The 16,778-nt window shown below is 55.6% G+C and carries 16 protein-coding genes; 10 read left to right on the top strand and 6 right to left on the bottom strand.

Annotated elements, in window-relative coordinates:
- Nucleotides 1–83 precede the first annotated feature (83 nt).
- The 7 genes from rsxA to nth are packed head-to-tail and all read left to right on the top strand — an operon-like array spanning nucleotide 84 to nucleotide 6,476.
- On the top strand, nucleotides 84–665 hold the full coding sequence (rsxA, locus tag OB87_RS07180) for an electron transport complex subunit RsxA (protein WP_033568765.1): 582 nt from the start codon (nucleotides 84–86) through the stop codon (nucleotides 663–665).
- The gene (gene rsxB / locus OB87_RS07175) at nucleotides 665–1,255 is read left to right on the top strand and encodes an electron transport complex subunit RsxB (protein WP_033568764.1); all 591 of its coding nucleotides are present in this window, start codon (nucleotides 665–667) and stop codon (nucleotides 1,253–1,255) included. The genes rsxA and rsxB overlap by 1 nt, the downstream gene beginning before the upstream one ends.
- Nucleotides 1,248–3,455, top strand: coding sequence for an electron transport complex subunit RsxC (rsxC, locus tag OB87_RS07170; RefSeq protein WP_033568763.1), 2,208 nt, complete (start codon nucleotides 1,248–1,250; stop codon nucleotides 3,453–3,455). Before rsxB ends, rsxC begins: the two co-directional genes overlap by 8 nt.
- Entirely contained in the window at nucleotides 3,456–4,508 is a 1,053-nt protein-coding gene (rsxD, locus tag OB87_RS07165; RefSeq protein ID WP_033568762.1) for an electron transport complex subunit RsxD, read from the top strand. It abuts the gene before it with no gap.
- A 12-nt stretch (nucleotides 4,509–4,520) separates the two neighbouring features.
- A complete protein-coding gene (rsxG, locus tag OB87_RS07160) occupies nucleotides 4,521–5,150 on the top strand; it encodes an electron transport complex subunit RsxG (protein WP_033568855.1) in 630 nt (209 codons plus the stop codon).
- On the top strand, nucleotides 5,147–5,839 hold the full coding sequence (locus OB87_RS07155) for an electron transport complex subunit E (RefSeq protein WP_033568761.1): 693 nt from the start codon (nucleotides 5,147–5,149) through the stop codon (nucleotides 5,837–5,839). Before rsxG ends, OB87_RS07155 begins: the two co-directional genes overlap by 4 nt.
- Before the next feature lies 1 nt (nucleotide 5,840).
- Nucleotides 5,841–6,476: an endonuclease III gene (gene nth / locus OB87_RS07150; RefSeq protein ID WP_033568760.1), complete on the top strand. Its 636-nt coding sequence runs from the start codon at nucleotides 5,841–5,843 to the stop codon at nucleotides 6,474–6,476.
- A gap of 84 nt (nucleotides 6,477–6,560) precedes the next feature.
- Here the strand turns inward: nth and cysB are convergent, their stop codons facing one another.
- Complete coding sequence (gene cysB, locus OB87_RS07145; RefSeq protein ID WP_033568759.1) at nucleotides 6,561–7,535, bottom strand: HTH-type transcriptional regulator CysB; 975 nt, start codon at nucleotides 7,533–7,535, stop codon at nucleotides 6,561–6,563.
- A gap of 336 nt (nucleotides 7,536–7,871) precedes the next feature.
- A complete protein-coding gene (gene topA / locus OB87_RS07140) occupies nucleotides 7,872–10,475 on the bottom strand; it encodes a type I DNA topoisomerase (RefSeq protein ID WP_033568758.1) in 2,604 nt (867 codons plus the stop codon).
- Nucleotides 10,476–10,915: 440 nt separating this feature from the next.
- Here topA and OB87_RS07135 point away from each other — a divergent pair, with 440 nt between their 5' ends.
- Complete coding sequence (locus OB87_RS07135; protein WP_033568757.1) at nucleotides 10,916–11,185, top strand: YciN family protein; 270 nt, start codon at nucleotides 10,916–10,918, stop codon at nucleotides 11,183–11,185.
- 144 nt (nucleotides 11,186–11,329) lie between these two features.
- On the opposite strand, the gene sohB is transcribed toward OB87_RS07135, so the two are convergent.
- On the bottom strand, nucleotides 11,330–12,376 hold the full coding sequence (gene sohB, locus OB87_RS07130) for a protease SohB (protein ID WP_033568854.1): 1,047 nt from the start codon (nucleotides 12,374–12,376) through the stop codon (nucleotides 11,330–11,332).
- Nucleotides 12,377–12,658: 282 nt separating this feature from the next.
- Between sohB and OB87_RS07125 the strand changes: the two genes are divergently transcribed.
- Both OB87_RS07125 and cobO read left to right on the top strand, forming a co-directional pair.
- Nucleotides 12,659–13,420 carry a YciK family oxidoreductase gene (locus OB87_RS07125; RefSeq protein ID WP_033568756.1) on the top strand — a complete coding sequence of 254 codons (762 nt, stop codon included), beginning with the start codon at nucleotides 12,659–12,661 and terminating at the stop codon, nucleotides 13,418–13,420.
- 21 nt (nucleotides 13,421–13,441) lie between these two features.
- Nucleotides 13,442–14,032 carry a cob(I)yrinic acid a,c-diamide adenosyltransferase gene (gene cobO, locus OB87_RS07120; protein ID WP_033568755.1) on the top strand — a complete coding sequence of 197 codons (591 nt, stop codon included), beginning with the start codon at nucleotides 13,442–13,444 and terminating at the stop codon, nucleotides 14,030–14,032.
- A 50-nt stretch (nucleotides 14,033–14,082) separates the two neighbouring features.
- Here cobO and rluB read toward each other — a convergent pair whose 3' ends face one another.
- The 3 genes from rluB to rnm all read right to left on the bottom strand — a co-directional run bounded on the left by rluB (nucleotide 14,083) and on the right by rnm (nucleotide 16,744).
- Nucleotides 14,083–14,973: a 23S rRNA pseudouridine(2605) synthase RluB gene (gene rluB, locus OB87_RS07115; protein WP_033568754.1), complete on the bottom strand. Its 891-nt coding sequence runs from the start codon at nucleotides 14,971–14,973 to the stop codon at nucleotides 14,083–14,085.
- Between the two features lie 189 nt (nucleotides 14,974–15,162).
- Nucleotides 15,163–15,783 carry an L-threonylcarbamoyladenylate synthase gene (locus tag OB87_RS07110; protein ID WP_033568753.1) on the bottom strand — a complete coding sequence of 207 codons (621 nt, stop codon included), beginning with the start codon at nucleotides 15,781–15,783 and terminating at the stop codon, nucleotides 15,163–15,165.
- A gap of 79 nt (nucleotides 15,784–15,862) precedes the next feature.
- Nucleotides 15,863–16,744: an RNase RNM gene (rnm, locus tag OB87_RS07105; RefSeq protein WP_033568752.1), complete on the bottom strand. Its 882-nt coding sequence runs from the start codon at nucleotides 16,742–16,744 to the stop codon at nucleotides 15,863–15,865.
- Nucleotides 16,745–16,778 lie beyond the last annotated feature (34 nt).

Genomic DNA, 16,778 nt, shown 5'->3' with positions numbered 1-16,778 from the left:
TGCCTAATAACCCCACAGAGGGTAAGTTGCCGAATGCCGGACAATGCCCGATAATACGCCGGTTTTATTTTGTAGGCACTGTAATGAGCGAATATGTCTTGCTGTTTGTTGGCACGATTTTGGTCAACAACTTCGTACTGGTGAAATTCCTGGGCTTATGCCCGTTCATGGGCGTATCCAAAAAACTGGAAGCCGCCATCGGCATGGGGTTTGCCACCACATTTGTGATGACGATAGGGTCGGTGTTCTCGTGGCTGGTCAACACCTATGTGTTGCTGCCGTTAAACCTGCTCTACCTGCGCACGCTGGCCTTTATCCTGGTTTTTGCCGTTGTGGTGCAATTCACCGAACTGGCGGTACGGAAAACCAGCCCGGTGCTCTACCGCTTACTGGGTATCTTTCTGCCGCTGATCACCACCAACTGTGCCGTTCTCGGTGTCGCGCTGCTTAGCGTGAATCAATCGTACAACTTTCTGCAATCAACCGTTTATGGTTTTAGCGCTGCCGTCGGCTTTTCACTGGTATTAGTGCTGTTCGCCGCGCTGCGTGAGCGCCTTGCCGTCGCCGATGTGCCTGCACCGTTTCGCGGCTCGTCGATCGCACTGGTGACAGCGGGCCTGATGTCGTTGGCCTTTATGGGCTTTACCGGGCTGGTGAAACTGTGATGACCACCGTCTGGATAGCGATAGCGGCGCTCAGTGCGCTGGCGCTGGTGTTCGGGTTAGTCCTGGGCTTTGCCTCGCGCCGTTTTCAGGTGGAAGAAGACCCGGTAGTGGAGCAACTGGAGGCCATGCTGCCGCAAAGCCAGTGTGGTCAGTGTGGTTATCCCGGCTGCCGCCCCTACGCCGAGGCCATCGCACTCAATAACGAACACATCAACAAATGTGTGCCGGGTGGTGAACCGCTCATGCTAAAGCTCGCGGAGCGACTCAACGTCGAACCGCAACCGCTGGGTGCCGAAACCCCACAAAAACCGGAACCGCTGGTCGCCTGGGTGGATGAGAACAACTGCATCGGTTGCACCAAATGTATCCAGGCTTGCCCGGTAGACGCCATTGTCGGCACAACTCGTGCGGTCCATACCGTCATCCGCGATCTGTGTACCGGCTGTAACCTGTGCGTGCCGCCCTGCCCGACAGATTGTATTGAATTAAGACCGTTAGCACCGACAACCGCCAACTGGAAATGGAATCTCGACGCCATTCCGGTGCGCGTCATTCAGTCAGAAAACCGTGTGATCGAAAATCATGTTTAAGCTGTTCGCCGCCTTCCGAAAAGACAGAATCTGGGATTTCTCAGGCGGAATTCATCCCCCGGAAATGAAAACCCAGTCCAGTCAGATACCGCTGCGGCAAGCCCCTATGCCTGACTATTTGATCATCCCGCTCAAGCAACATCTCGGGCCAGAAGGTGACTTGTGCGTCAACGTCGGCGACCCGGTGCTACGAGGGCAGCCACTGACACGCGGTACTGGCCGGATGCTGCCGGTGCACGCGCCGACCTCTGGGACGGTGCACGCCATCCGCCAGCATATGAGTAATCACCCCTCTGGGCTGACCGAGCTTAGCATCATCATCATTCCCGACGGTCAGGACCGCTGGTGCGAACGCCGCCCCATCACCGATTACCGTCAGGCAACGCCGTCCGAGCTGGTTGAGCATCTCCATCAGGCCGGTATCGCCGGGCTGGGTGGTGCAGGCTTCCCGACGGCCGCCAAACTGCAAGGCGGTTTGCGCGGTATCGACACCCTGATTATCAACGCCGCCGAGTGCGAACCCTACATCACCGCTGACGATCGCCTGATGCAGGAGTGTGCGCAGGAGATCACGCAAGGCATCGACATCCTTGACCATCTGCTGCAACCGCAACGTATCCTGCTGGGCATTGAAGACAATAAACCGGAAGCCATCGCGGCGCTGCGTTACGCATTAGTGGATTATCCGCGTATCCAGATGCGGGTGATCCCCACGAAATACCCCTCCGGCGGTGCCAAACAGTTAACCAAGATCCTGACCGGCAAAGAAGTGCCTTTCGGCAAGCATTCAGCCTCTATCGGCATATTGATGCAAAACGTCGGCACCGCATACGCCATCAAACGGTCGGTCATTAACGGCGAACCGTTGACCGAACGTGTGGTTACCCTGACCGGCGATGCCTTACGCCAGCCAGGCAACGTCTGGGCCAGGCTGGGCACCCCCGTGCGCCATTTGCTGCGGCACGCTGGCTACCATGTCACCACCACGCAGCCGATGGTGGTCATGGGCGGGCCATTGATGGGGTTCACCCTGCCTGCGCTGGACGTACCGATCATCAAGACCAGCAACTGTATTCTGGCCCCCGCCCGCGATGAGATTCAGGCGCAGGAAGAGGAGCAGGCTTGCATCCGCTGCGGTAAATGCGCCGATGCCTGCCCGGCCGGGTTACTGCCACAGCAGCTTTACTGGTTCAGCCGGGGACAGGAGCACGAGAAAGCGCGCCAGCATCATCTGTTTGACTGTATCGAATGCGGTGCCTGCGCGTACGTTTGCCCCAGTAATATCCCGCTGGTGCAGTATTACCGTCAGGAAAAAGCCGAGATCCAGGCGCTGGACCACGAATCCCGCAAAGCGGTAGAAGCCAAAGCGCGCTTCGATGCGCGTCAGGTCCGCCTGGAACGGGAAAAACAGGCACGCGAGCAACGCCATAAACAAGCCGCCGTCAGCGTAGCCGCCACCGACAAAGACGCGGTGATGGCGGCACTGGAAAGAGTTCGCACCAAACAGGCGACAGCCGCACAAGCTGAAATCCGCATTGAGCCGGGCCAACAGCCAGATAACCGCGCCGTGATTGCCGCCCGCGAGGCCCGTAAGGCGCAGGCCCGCGAGCATCAGGCGGAGAAAGCACTGAATACGGCGGAAGATAACACGCCGAAAGCCGCCATCGCGGCAGCGATCGCGCGAGTCAAAGCCAGACAGGCCGAGTCGACCCCATCATCATCGGTTGCCGTAACCGAAGAACATGCAGCGTCAGACCCGCGTAAAGCGGCGGTTGAAGCGGCCATCGCGCGGGTTAAAGCGCGTAAAGCCGCGCAGTCTGGCACTATCGAAGACGTGACAGCGTCACCTGTCGTACCGGTAGCCACCGCGGCGAAAACGCTGGAAAGTGCGCCCTCAACCACATCGGCTGATGTCGACTCAACCGAGATTATCGACCCGCGAAAAGCTGCCGTTGCTGCCGCCATCGCGCGGGTTAAAGCGCGTAAAGCCGCGCAGTCTGGCACTACCGAAGACGTGACAGCGTCACCTGTCGTACCGGTAGCCACCGCGGCGGAAACGCTGGAAAGTGCGCCCTCAGCCACATCGGCTGATGTCGACTCAACCGAGATTATCGACCCGCGAAAAGCTGCCGTTGCTGCCGCCATCGCGCGGGTTAAAGCCCGTAAAGCCGCCGTATCGCAGGCATCGCAAGAGGACTAAATGGCTTTCAGAATCGCACCCTCACCGTTTACCCATAACAAGCAGTCGACCCGTAATATTATGCGCTGGGTCCTGGCTGCCTGCGTGCCTGGTATCATGGCGCAAGCCTGGTTTTTCGGTTACGGCAACCTGATCCAGTTGGCGCTGGCCAGTATCACCGCGCTCTTTACCGAAGCAGCAATATTGTCATTGCGAAAACGTCCGGTACTGGAAACGCTGCAAGACAGTTCCGCGCTGTTAACAGCCGTTCTGCTGGCCATCAGTCTGCCGCCGTTTACGCCCTGGTGGATGGTGGTGTTAGGCACCCTGTTCGCCATTATCATCGCCAAACAGCTGTACGGCGGACTGGGGCAAAACCCATTCAACCCAGCGATGATCGGCTATGTGGTGCTGTTGATTTCTTTCCCGGTGCAGATGACCAGTTGGTTGCCGCCGGAGGGGTTACAGGCGTCGCCTGCCGGGTTTATGGATGCGCTAACTGCGATCTTTACCGGCCACGGGGTGACGGGCCAGACGATCCCGCAATTGATTCAGGGGGTGGATGGTGTCAGTCAGGCCACGCCGCTGGATGCATTCAAAACCGGCCTGCGCAGTGGTCATCAACCCGATGTGTTACTGCATCAACCGTTACTTTCCGGTGAACTGGCCGGGCTGGGTTGGCAATGGGTGAATCTGGCGTTTCTGGCTGGTGGCCTGTTTATGCTGTTGCTGCGGGTCATCAATTGGCAGATTCCGTTCAGTTTCCTGTGCGCGTTGTCTGTATGCGCGCTAGCGGGTTGGTATCTGCATCCGGAGGCTAGCGCCCCCCCGCTGCTGCATCTGTTTTCCGGTGCGACCATGCTGGGCGCGTTCTTTATCGCCACCGACCCGGTAACCGCCTCCACCACCCCCAAAGGGCGTCTGATTTTCGGCGCGTTGATCGGTGTGCTGGTATGGACCATCCGTACCTACGGCGGTTACCCTGATGGTGTGGCTTTTGCGGTGCTGTTGGCCAACATTACTGTGCCGTTGATCGACTATTTCACCAAACCGCGCGCTTACGGCCATCGCTAAGGACGGATTATGCTGCTGACCACTATGCGCCGCCACGCTACCACGCTGGCGCTGTTTGCCGCCTTTACCACCGGGCTGACTGCACTGGTTAACTCCCTGACCGAAAAAACCATTTCGCAGCAAGTTGCTGCACAGCAACGGGCGTTGCTGGATCAAGTGATCCCGGTCGATCGCTATAACAATGACCTGCTCAGCGAGTGCTATCTGGTCAGCGACCCGGCACTGGGTTCCGCTTCGCCACACCGTGTCTACATCGCTCGTCATGACGGTGCACCGGTCGCCGCTGCGCTGGAAAGCACCGCGCCAGATGGTTATTCCGGCGTGATCAGCCTGCTGATTGGCGCAGACTTTCATGGTACTGTGCTAGGCACACGGGTGACCGAACATCATGAAACACCGGGGCTGGGCGATAAAATCGACATCCGTATCTCCGACTGGATAACGCATTTTACCGGCCAAACCGTTACAGACTCACAGGATACTCGCTGGGCGGTAAAAAAAGACGGCGGCCAGTTTGATCAGTTTACCGGTGCCACCATCACTCCGCGCGCGGTAGTCAATGCGGTGAAACGGGGTGCACTGTTTTTGCAAACCTTGCCGCCGCGACTGCCCACCCTGACGCCATGTGGAGATAAACCATGAACCAGACCAAAGAACTGGCCCTGCAAGGATTGTGGAAAAACAACTCGGCACTGGTACAACTGCTGGGGCTGTGCCCGCTGCTGGCGGTCACGTCTACCGCCACGAATGCGCTCGGACTGGGGCTTGCCACCACACTGGTGTTGATATGCACCAATATTGCCGTTTCTGCGCTGCGCCGCTGGGTGCCGGGTGAAATTCGTATTCCCATCTATGTCCTGCTGATTGCCTCGGTGGTCACCGTCGTACAGATGTTGATCAATGCTTACGCTTACGGTCTGTATCAGTCGTTGGGGATTTTTATTCCGCTGATCGTCACCAACTGCATCGTGATTGGGCGCGCAGAAGCCTTCGCATCAAAAAATACGGTGATCTTGTCGGCACTTGATGGCCTGTTCATGGGGTTGGGTGCCACCAGTGCGCTGTTTGTGTTGGGCGCAATAAGAGAGATTCTCGGCAATGGCACCCTGTTTGACGGCGCAGACCTACTGCTGGGCAGTTGGGCACGCGTGTTGCGGGTTGAAGTCGTGCATATGGACTCCCCGTTCCTGTTGATGATTCTCCCGCCGGGTGCCTTTCTCGGTCTGGGAATGATGCTGGCGGCCAAATACGTTATCGACGAAAAACGTAAACAGCGCCGTACCCGAACAATACGGCTATCGCCTTCTGCCTCATCTACGCTGACGGAATAATATGAACAAAGAGAAACGGATCGCCATCCTTAGCCGCCTGCGAGAAGACAACCCGCACCCCACCACCGAACTTAAGTTCAACTCGCCGTTTGAACTGCTCATTTCGGTGCTGCTATCCGCACAGGCCACCGATGTCAGCGTTAACAAAGCCACGGAAAAGCTCTATCCGGTGGCGAATACGCCGCAAGCGATGCTGGATCTCGGTGTGGACGGCGTGAAGTCGTATATCAAGACCATCGGGCTGTTCAACAGCAAAGCAGAAAACATCATCAAAACCTGCCGCATTTTACTGGATAAGCACCAGGGTCAGGTGCCGGAAGATCGCGCCGCACTGGAGGCGTTGCCCGGCGTCGGGCGTAAAACTGCCAACGTGGTATTGAACACAGCGTTTGGCTGGCCCACTATCGCGGTGGATACCCATATCTTCCGCGTCTGCAATCGCACCCACTTTGCACCGGGTAAAACCGTCGAACAGGTGGAAGAAAAACTGCTGAAATATGTCCCGGCGGAATTCAAGGTCGACTGTCACCACTGGCTGATCCTGCACGGCCGCTATACCTGTGTTGCCCGCAAGCCACGCTGCGGTGCCTGCCTGATAGAGGACTTGTGCGAATATAAGGAAAAGGTCGATATCTGACCGATGACAAACGTATTCAATCATGACAAGGGCAGGTTTTCACCTGCCCTTGTCGCATTATATCGCGGCGTAAAAATGGATTGATTATTTCACCGGCAGCGTCACATCCTTGAACATGGCTTCGATTTCTTCATTCGAACGCAACGCAATCGCCGAATCCACCACATCTCGCGTCAGGTGCGGTGCAAAACGATGAATAAAATCATACATGTAGCTACGAAGGAATGTACTGCGACGAAAACCGATTTTGGTGGTGCTATAGCTGAACAGGTTATCGGCATTGATGGCGACCAGATCCGGATCGCTGGCCGGGTCCACCGCCATGTTGGCGATAACACCCACACCTAATCCCAGGCGGACGTAGGTTTTGATCACATCAGCATCGGTCGCGGTAAACACGATGCGCGGCGTCAGTCCGGCCCGGTTGAACGCGGTATCCAGCTCAGAACGGCCAGTAAAACCGAAGGTATAGGTGACGATCGGGTACGCGGCCAGTTCCTCTATGCTGATATCGGTTTTACCCGCCAGCGGATGGTCCGGCTTCACGACCACGGCACGGTTCCAGTGGTAGCACGGCAGCATGATCAGGTCTTCATACAAATGCAGTGCTTCGGTAGCGATGGCGAAATCCGCTGAGCCTTTAGCCACGGCTTCAGCAATCTGCATCGGCGAACCTTGATGCATATGCAGCGAGACTCGCGGGTAACGCTCGATAAACCCTTTGATCACCTCAGGCAATGCGTAACGTGCCTGAGTATGGGTGGTAGCGACGTACAGCGAACCTTTGTCTGGATAAGTGTGCTCGCCTGCCACCGCCTTGATGGCATCAACCTTAGACAGCACCTCACGGGCGATACGAATGATTTCCTGCCCGGCGGGCGTCACCTGGGTCAAATGTTTTCCGCTGCGTGCAAAGATCTGAATACCCAGTTCATCTTCAAGCATCCGAACCTGTTTACTGATCCCCGGCTGGGAGGTGTATAACCCCTCAGCGGTTGAAGAAACGTTCAGATTGTGATTAACAACTTCAACGATATAACGAAGCTGTTGCAGTTTCATAAGTTATCCCATTCCGTAATATGTCATGCGCGGCGGCATCTGTATTGTTGACGTTATCTGCGTTGACAAGGGAGTGACTGCTCAATGCAACGGTATAGATTCTCGCCACCTAAATGCCATTTAATCATAAAAAAATATTTTATATAACCACTTTCTGTATTACTTAGACAGTACTGGTACTGGAAAACGGGTTTTTATTTCCTTTTTTGTTATCGGCTGCCGGCGGATGATATTCATGGTTAATGGATCAAAAAAGCCAGCCTATACAGGCTGGCTTAACGTAATGTAACCGCAAGCAGATGAGAAAAATGCGGTTTTAGTCAATTATCGACGTAATTAGCGACTGCTTTCCACCCATTTACCGTCTACATAAAATGCCGACCACCCGGTAGCTTTGCCCTCTTTCTCCGAGGAGACATACTGCTGCTTGGTTTTGCGGCTGAACCGCACCAGCGTTTTGTTACCTTCCGGGTCGGTCACCGGCGCCTCGGCCAGATAGCGTAATTTCTCTGGTAAGCGATCACGGAAACGCACCAGCTCTTCGACCAGCGGCGCGCGGGTTTCACGCGATTTCGGGAAAGTATTCGCCGCCAGGAATACACCAGCAGCGCCATCACGCAGCACGAAATAGGCATCGGATTTCTCGCACGCCAACTCCGGCAACGGCACCGGATCTTCTTTCGGCGGCGCGACTTCCCCGTTACGTAAAATCTTGCGGGTATTGCCACAGGTTTCGCTGGTACAGGCCATGTATTTACCGAAACGCCCCATTTTCAGGTGCATTTCCGAACCACATTTCTCGCATTCCACCACCGGGCCGTCATAGCCTTTCAGGCGGAATTCACCTTGCTCGATCTCATAGCCATCGCAGGATGGGTTGTTGCCGCACACATGCAGTTTACGCTGATTGTCGATCAGGTAGCTGTCCATCGCCGTGCCGCATTTCGAGCAACGGCGACGGGCGCGCAGCGCATTGGTTTCCGCCTCATCGCCTTCCAGCACATTCAACACTTCCGCTTCCGGAATCAGGTTGATAGTGGTTTTGCAGCGCTCTTTAGGCGGCAGCGCATAGCCAGAACAACCGAGGAACACCCCGGTGCTGGCGGTACGAATACCCATTTTGCGGCCGCAGGTCGGACAATCGATGCTGGTCAGCACCATCTGGTTCGGCTTCATGCCGCCTTCGTCCGGCTCCAGCTCGGCGGTTTCCAGCTGTTTGCTGAATTCGGCGAAGAATTCATCCAGCACCGCTTTCCACTCGGCCTGGCTGTTTGCTACCAGGTCAAGGCTATTTTCCATACGGGCGGTAAAATCGTAGTTCATCAGCTCGCGGAAGTTATCTTCCAGCCGATCGGTCACGATCTCCCCCATTTTCTCAGCGTAGAAACGGCGATTCTCCACCCGCACATAACCACGATCCTGAATGGTAGAGATGATGGCCGCATAGGTGGAAGGACGGCCGATACCACGCTTTTCCAGCTCCTTGACCAACGATGCTTCGCTGTAACGCGCTGGCGGTTTGGTAAAGTGCTGGCTCGGTAACAGTTTTTCCAGTGACAGGGATTGCCCCACCTCGATGGCGGGCAACGTGCGGTCTTCGTCGCTCTTGCGCAGCGCAGGCATGACCCTGGTCCAACCGTCGAAGCGCAGCGTGCGTCCTTTGGCTCGCAACTGATAGTCGCCAGCACTGACCAGCAGCGTAGTGGAATCATACTGCGCCGGCATCATCTGGCAGGCGACAAACTGCCGCCAAATCAGCTGGTATAGTTTTTGCGCATCCGCTTCCATGTCTTTGAGCTGGTCGGCCAGCACCTTCACATCGGAAGGCCGAATGGCTTCATGCGCTTCCTGTGAGTTTTCCTTACTGGTGTAAAGATTCGGAGCTTCCGGCAGATAGCGTTTGCCAAATTCGTCATGGATATAATCACGCGCCATCGCCAGCGCATCCTGGCTCAGGTTGGTGGAGTCGGTACGCATGTAAGTGATATGACCCGCTTCATACAACCGCTGCGCCATCATCATGGTCTTTTTCACGCCAAAGCCCAGACGGGTGCTGGCAGCCTGCTGCAAAGTAGAGGTAATGAACGGTGCGCCCGGCTTGCTGCTGGTCGGTTTGTCTTCCCGTTCAGCCACCACATAGCTGGCTTTTTCCAGCAGGCTGACCGCCGCTTGCGTCTGAGCCTGATTCACCGGCCGGAACGGTTTGCCGTTATGGTGCGTTACCTGCATCTGCAGCGCAATGTCCGGGTTCGCCAGCAAATCGGCGTGCAGTTCCCAGAACTCTTCCGGCACAAACGCTTTGATTTCACGCTCGCGTTCCACCACCAGGCGAACCGCCACTGACTGTACGCGCCCGGCGGACAGCCCGCGGGCAATCTTTTTCCACAGCAACGGCGACACCATGTAACCCACCACGCGGTCCATAAAACGGCGGGCCTGCTGGGCGTTAACACGGTTGATATTCAGTTCGCCAGGATTGTCGAACGCCTGACGAATGGCATTTTTGGTGATCTCGTTGAACACCACACGGCTGAAACGCTTGTCATCACCACCAATGATTTCCCGCAGGTGCCAGGCAATGGCTTCCCCTTCGCGGTCAAGGTCGGTTGCGAGATAGACGTGCTCGGCGTTCTGCGCCAGCGTTTTCAGTTCCGATACCACTTTTTCCTTGCCGGGCAGAATCTCATACTGGGCTTGCCAGCCGTGATAGGGGTCGACCCCCATGCGGTTGACCAGCGCGGTTTTCTCATCTTTCTTGACGGCTTTTTTGGCTTTCTCCCCGTTGGCTTCAGCGCTTTTCTTGCTCGCTGAACCGGAGCCGCTGGTCGGCAAGTCGCGGACATGCCCCACGCTGGATTTCACCACGTAATCATTGCCAAGGTACTTATTAATCGTTTTGGCTTTTGCCGGGGACTCGACGATAACGAGAGCTTTACCCATAATATATTGTTACCTACTGAATTCTTTGAAAAAAGAAGAAACTTTCTCAGTTATTCGCTCTGGCTTTCCAGCCGGCGTAGCCTAAACCATCAGGGTTGCGGGAAAATCGTTCTATTGATGCATCGACGGCGCGCCGCACGCGCTCATCGCGTCGCAACCCTATGACAATTCAGGATTATTCTTTTACCGCACCGTCTCTTACGATAACCGGTTCCGCCCCGGTGCAAAGCAATTATTCCGCTTGACGATGCAAAATCCCACACTCTACCTGATAAATAACACCACGCAACCTAATTAGCATGTAAAACCCGTTTTCGCCAATCGTTTCCCTTGTATTTATCGGCACACTAGCGACTAAAAATCAGTCAGTTTGCGATAAATTCCGTTCAGGCGGTACAATAGCGCCAGCAAAACAAGGGTTATTGCAGGAGAACAATCCCATGTCCGGTTTTACACACATAAATGAAGAAAAAACGCCGATTGGTCGAGAAGCTTTACTGCTGGAGGCCAATACACTGATCAAAAATCATGAAGACTACCTGCACGGCATGGTAGCCAATGCAGTAGAGCAAAAGAGTGGTGTGCTGGTCTTTCGTGGTGAGTACTTTCTCGACAGTGATGGCTTGCCAACGCACAAGACCACGGCCGTGTTCAATATGTTCAAACACCTGGCACACGTGTTGTCGGAAAAATACCAGTTAATCGATTAACCCCGCAATCCCACCGGGTAATACCTACGCGGATGCGGGCTGTTCTTGAATCACCGGAAACGGGTTTACCCATCTGCCTGACCACGGATAATGCGGCTGGCCTTGTTCAACAGGGCGCAGGCAGAGGGTAAGCCTTAAAACCACTTATAGCTGGGGGTGATTCCCCCGCTGCCACCAGCGCAGCATCAGGCGGTCCAGAGCCTCGCTGGTGCTGCCAGTGAGGCGGTCCAGCAGGCGTTTGCGACGGGTATAGCGTACTGCCAGCACTTCATGGTTTTCCATTTCCGCGATCAGCAAATCATCGCTAGTGCCGATAGCATCTACCAACCCCATCGTTCTGGCTTGCGTGCCAAACCAGTGCTCGCCGGTAGCAACCGACTCAATATCCAGCGACGGGCGCATTTCGCTGACAAACTGTTTGAACAGCAGATGTGTGTCATTCAATTCCTCACGAAACTTCTCCCGGCCTTCTTCGGTATTTTCGCCGAACAACGTCAGGGTACGCTTGTACTGACCCGCAGTATGCAATTCCACATCAATGTCTTTGCTCTTCAGCAACCGATTGAAGTTGGGGATTTGCGCTACCACACCAATCGACCCGACAATAGCAAACGGTGCCGCCACAATGCGATCTGCCACGCACGCCATCATATAACCGCCGCTGGCCGCCACCTTGTCCACCGCCACCGTCAGGCGGATACCGCGCTGACGAATACGTTGCAGTTGCGACGCCGCCAACCCGTAGCCGTGCACCACACCACCGGGGCTTTCCAGCCGCAACAGCACTTCGTCTTCCGGACGTGCCACCGCCAACACGGCGGACACTTCCTCACGCAATGAACTTACCTCTCCGGCATCCATGCTGCCGTTAAAATCGAGCACATACAGACAAGGGCGAGCGGACTTCTCTTCCCCCCGTTTAGCGCGTTTCTTCTCCTGTTTGGCGGTTTCCTTTTCTTCTTTCTTCTGCTTTTTCTCCAGCAGGCTGCGCGCGGTATCGCTCATGGCGGCGGACTGCATCTCCTGCCGCATTTCACGGTATTGTTCGCCCAGATTAATCACCTGCAGTTCGCCCTTTCGATGGCGCTTACGCTGCGTCATACCGACTGTCAGCACCACCAATGCGCCGATGGCGACGACAAGGGTGACGACTTTTGCCAGGAATAAACCATACTGAGAAAGTAATTCCACAAATACCGCCTTCATTGACCAATGTGATATATGACGTTGATTCTTCAACAACCATTACGGTTCCAGCGCGGTGCGCCGAGCCTCTAACCTAACGTATGACGGACGTGATGGCGATGATCTTCATACATAAATTGTACTTTCCGGTGCTTTTTACCGCACAAACTGTGAGAAAACCGGACCTTCTGATTGAAAACACCTATTGTTTCAGGCATAAAACACCCATTATGGCTTTTTTGGAAACACCTCATTATCCCCGGATGATGACAGCCAGAGGACACTGTTTTGCATTACCAACCCAAGAACGACCTACTGCAACACCGTATCATTCTGGTCACCGGTGCCGGTGACGGCATCGGCCGCGAAGCGGCACTGACCTATGCGCGCCACGGGGCAAGACTGGTGTTGCTGGGGCGCACAGAAAGCAAACTGCAGGAAGTGGAGCAACACATTCTGCAGGAGTGTGGCGTCCACAGTTATCTGATCCCCTGCGATATGTTGACCGCCAGCCACCATGATTTCATACAGATCGCCGGGCAGATCGGTCAGGCGCTGCCACGACTGGACGGCGTATTGCACAATGCGGGTCTGCTGGGTGACATCGTACCGATGGAAGAACAGTCTGCCACCGTCTGGCATCAGGTGATGCAGGTTAACGTTAATGCGCCTTTTATGTTGACGCAGGCGTTGCTACCGTTGTTGCTCAAATCAAGCAGTCCGTCATTGGTTTTTACCAGTTCCAGCGTTGGTCGGCAGGGGCGCGCCAACTGGGGTGCCTACTCGGTATCCAAATTCGCTACCGAAGGCATGATGCAGGTCCTGGCCGAGGAGTACCGCAACCGCAACTTACGGGTCAATTGCATCAATCCGGGTGGCACCCGCACGTCAATGCGCGCCACCGCCTTTCCCAATGAAGATGCAAATAAACTCAAGACCCCAGCCGACATCATGCCGCTTTATCTGTATTTGATGGGAGATGACAGCCGTCGTAAAACCGGCATGAGTTTCGATGCCCAACCTGACCGCAAACCCGGCCCGGTCGAGTGATTACGCAGAGGATACCGCCGCATGAGTGATGATCGTCATCAGCAACGTCAGCAACGGCTGAAGGAAAAAGTAGACGCCCGCATCGCCGCCGCCACTGACGTGCGCGGCATCATGATGGTGTTTACCGGCAACGGTAAAGGCAAAACTACCGCGGCCTTCGGCACTGTTACTCGGGCAGTGGGCCACGGCCTGAAAGCCGGGGTGATCCAGTTCATCAAAGGTGAATGGCCGAATGGCGAAAAGAACCTGTTGCAACAGCACGGGGTGGAGTTTCAGGTGATGGCGACCGGCTTTACCTGGGAAACGCAGAATCGCCAGACCGACACCGACGCAGCCAGACAAGTCTGGCAGCATGGATTACGAATGCTGACGGATGATTCGCTCGACCTGGTGGTGCTCGACGAGTTGACCTATATGATCAGTTACGACTATTTGCCACTGAATGACGTGATCACCGCCCTGCAACAGCGCCCAACGCACCAAAGCGTCATTATTACCGGTCGAGGCTGCCATCGAGAACTGTTGGAACTGGCGGATACGGTAACGGAAATGCGCCCGGTAAAACATGCCTTTGATGCTGGCATTCAGGCTCAACAAGGCATTGACTGGTAGGATAAAAAAGGATGACGCTGCGCCAGATGACGCAGCGTTAGACTGGGGGCTTAACCGTTACGCTTCGGCGCGCTACGGCGGCCACCAGCCGGGCGGTTACTGGCCCCAACCTGGCTATGGCGTTTCACGGCCCGGCGGATCTGATTGGCTTTCACCCGGCGTCGCTCACGTTCCACCGGCAATTTACTGACCGTTTCCGGTGCCAGTTGCACCAGCTCACGCAGGTAGTTAACGTCGGTCAAGCTCATTTCCGTCCAGCCGCCACGCGGCAGCCCTTTCGGCAACTGAATGTCGCCGTAGCGAACACGAATCAATCGGCTAACCTGCACACCAACCGCTTCCCACAAGCGACGCACTTCGCGATTGCGGCCTTCGGTCAGGGTCACGTTGTACCACTGGTTCAACCCTTCGCCCCCCTGATAGCGGATCGAGCGGAACGCCGCCGGACCGTCTTCCAGCTGTACGCCTTTACTCAGTTGACGAATTTTGTCATCGCCCACTTCGCCGAACACGCGCACGGCATATTCACGTTCCACTTCACGGCTGGGATGCATCAGGCGATTCGCCAGCTCACCATCCGTCGTGAACAACAACAGGCCGGAGGTATTCACATCCAGACGCCCTACCGCTACCCAGCGATACCCCTGAATGCGCGGCAGACGGTCAAATACCGTTGGCCGCCCTTCCGGGTCGCTACGGGTACAGAGCTCCCCTTCCGGCTTGTAATACATCAGCACACGGCACACCGCTTCTTCGGTTTCGCGCACCGACACCACATGCCCGTCGAGACGAATTTTGGTCGCACGGGTAACCTCAACACGGTCCCCCAGCGTGGCAATTTTGCCGTCAACGCTAATGCGCCCGGCTTCAATCATACTTTCAATTTCGCGGCGTGAACCGTGCCCTGCACGCGCCAGCACTTTCTGTAGCTTTTCGCTCATTGAGCAACCTCTGATGCCGCCTTCACAGGCGTCGGGGGGAATGTCATGATGACCAGAAATCGCGTTAACTCATGAAAAATAAAGAGTTAACGCATATTATCGCGATTATACCCTGATTCGTGCCGTTTGTATGCCAAATGTTAGCAGCCATGCAGGCGCGTTAGGAAACCCCCTTGCGGGGTTTCTGTGTTACAAAAATGGCGTCACATCGCCGGTGCCTTCGCGCACGACCACGGGCACAGATTCGGTCAGATCGATAACCGTCGTGGGCTGTTGCCCCAGAAAGCCGCCGTGAACAACCAAATCCACCCGCTTGCCCAGTTGCTCCTGAATTTCTTCCGGATCAGACTCAGCAAAATCATTGCCTGGCAGCATTAGCGTGGTCGACATGAGCGGTTCATTCAACGCCGCCAGCAACTCCAACGCAATCGGATTAGACGGCACGCGCATACCGATAGTTTTGCGTTTCTCACTCATCAGGCGACGCGGTACTTCCTTGGTCGCTTTGAGAATGAAGGTGTAATTGCCGGGGGTATTATTTTTGATCAACCGGAACGCGGCGTTATCCACATAGGCGTAAGAAGACAACTCCGACAGGTCACGGCACATCAGGGTAAAATTATGGTTTGGATCCAGCTCACGAATGCGGCAGATGCGTTCCATCGCCGCTTTATCTTCCAACATGCACCCTAGCGCGTACCCGGAATCGGTGGGATACACAATCACTCCGCCCTTGTGCAGGATTTCCACCGTCTGGTTAATCAGCCGTGGCTGCGGATTCTGTGGATGAATATAGAAAAACTGACTCATGCTACGTCCTCTGTCTTCTGAAAACGTACACCCCGCCAGGTGATAAACCATAGCGGGTTGAACGGATGCTGCGTGATATTTACCGGGATGAATCGACTAACGCCGGATGTTGCCAGACCGGCTCTACACCGCCGGGCAACCACAATTTTCGCCCCAGTTCTATCCAGGCACAGGGCTGATGAAAATCCGAACCCTGCGACCCCAGCAAATGGTAATCCTGCGCATAACGCGCCAAATGTGAACGCTCATCCGGTGCCTGTTGACACTGGGCTATTTCCATCGCTTCTCCACCGCACCCGGCAAAGTGCCCGATCAACCGTTTCAACCATTTGGCGGTCAGATCATAACGGCCGGGATGTGCCAGCACCGCAACCCCGCCCGACTGGCGGATAGCGTCCACGGCTTGCTGTATTGTACACCACTGCGGTGGCACATAACCGGTTTTCCCTTTGGCCAGATACTTTTTGAACACCTGCGCCACCGTGGTGGCTTTGCCTAATTCCACCAGATAACGCGCGAAATGCCCGCGCGTTATCATGCCGCCGTCCGCCAGCCGGGAAGCCCCTGCCAGCGCATCCGGAATCAGCGCCTTTTCCAGCCGCTGCGCAATCTGCACGGCCCGCTGCTCGCGGTACTGCACCTGCTGTTGCAGTAATGCCGTTAACGCCGGATGGTGACAATCCAGCCCCAGCCCGACGATGTGGATCTCATGGTTTTCCCACACGGTGGAAATCTCAACGCCGGAAATCAACCGCAGCGGCAGCGCCTGCTGCTGGATAGCGATCTGAGCCTCATCCAGCGCTGCCGTAGTGTCGTGATCGGTGATAGCCAACACGCTGACACGCATACTCACCGCACGCTGCACCAGTTCGGTTGGCGTCAGCAAACCATCGGAAGCCGTGGTGTGGCTGTGCAGATCATACAGGGGATACGTCGGTGATACCGGCAACTCGTCTGGCACGTCAGGTGTCTCTCTATTCAGGAAATTTCAGGCG

The organism is Dickeya undicola (assembly GCF_000784735.1).
In the GTDB taxonomy this organism is placed as follows: Bacteria; Pseudomonadota; Gammaproteobacteria; order Enterobacterales; family Enterobacteriaceae; genus Dickeya; species Dickeya undicola.
Note: the sequence above shows the minus strand (reverse complement) of the source record. Positions and strands in the feature narration are given on the sequence as shown.

Coding starts and splice junctions, on each gene's coding strand:
- cobO (WP_033568755.1), top strand. CDS start 13,442: ATGAGTGATGATCGTCATCAGCAACGTCAGCAACGGCTGAAGGAAAAA.
- rsxA (WP_033568765.1), top strand. CDS start 84: ATGAGCGAATATGTCTTGCTGTTTGTTGGCACGATTTTGGTCAACAAC.
- nth (WP_033568760.1), top strand. CDS start 5,841: ATGAACAAAGAGAAACGGATCGCCATCCTTAGCCGCCTGCGAGAAGAC.
- cysB (WP_033568759.1), bottom strand. CDS start 7,535: ATGAAACTGCAACAGCTTCGTTATATCGTTGAAGTTGTTAATCACAAT.
- OB87_RS07110 (WP_033568753.1), bottom strand. CDS start 15,783: ATGAGTCAGTTTTTCTATATTCATCCACAGAATCCGCAGCCACGGCTG.
- rsxC (WP_033568763.1), top strand. CDS start 1,248: ATGTTTAAGCTGTTCGCCGCCTTCCGAAAAGACAGAATCTGGGATTTC.
- rsxD (WP_033568762.1), top strand. CDS start 3,456: ATGGCTTTCAGAATCGCACCCTCACCGTTTACCCATAACAAGCAGTCG.
- rluB (WP_033568754.1), bottom strand. CDS start 14,973: ATGAGCGAAAAGCTACAGAAAGTGCTGGCGCGTGCAGGGCACGGTTCA.
- rsxB (WP_033568764.1), top strand. CDS start 665: ATGACCACCGTCTGGATAGCGATAGCGGCGCTCAGTGCGCTGGCGCTG.
- topA (WP_033568758.1), bottom strand. CDS start 10,475: ATGGGTAAAGCTCTCGTTATCGTCGAGTCCCCGGCAAAAGCCAAAACG.
- OB87_RS07155 (WP_033568761.1), top strand. CDS start 5,147: ATGAACCAGACCAAAGAACTGGCCCTGCAAGGATTGTGGAAAAACAAC.
- OB87_RS07135 (WP_033568757.1), top strand. CDS start 10,916: ATGTCCGGTTTTACACACATAAATGAAGAAAAAACGCCGATTGGTCGA.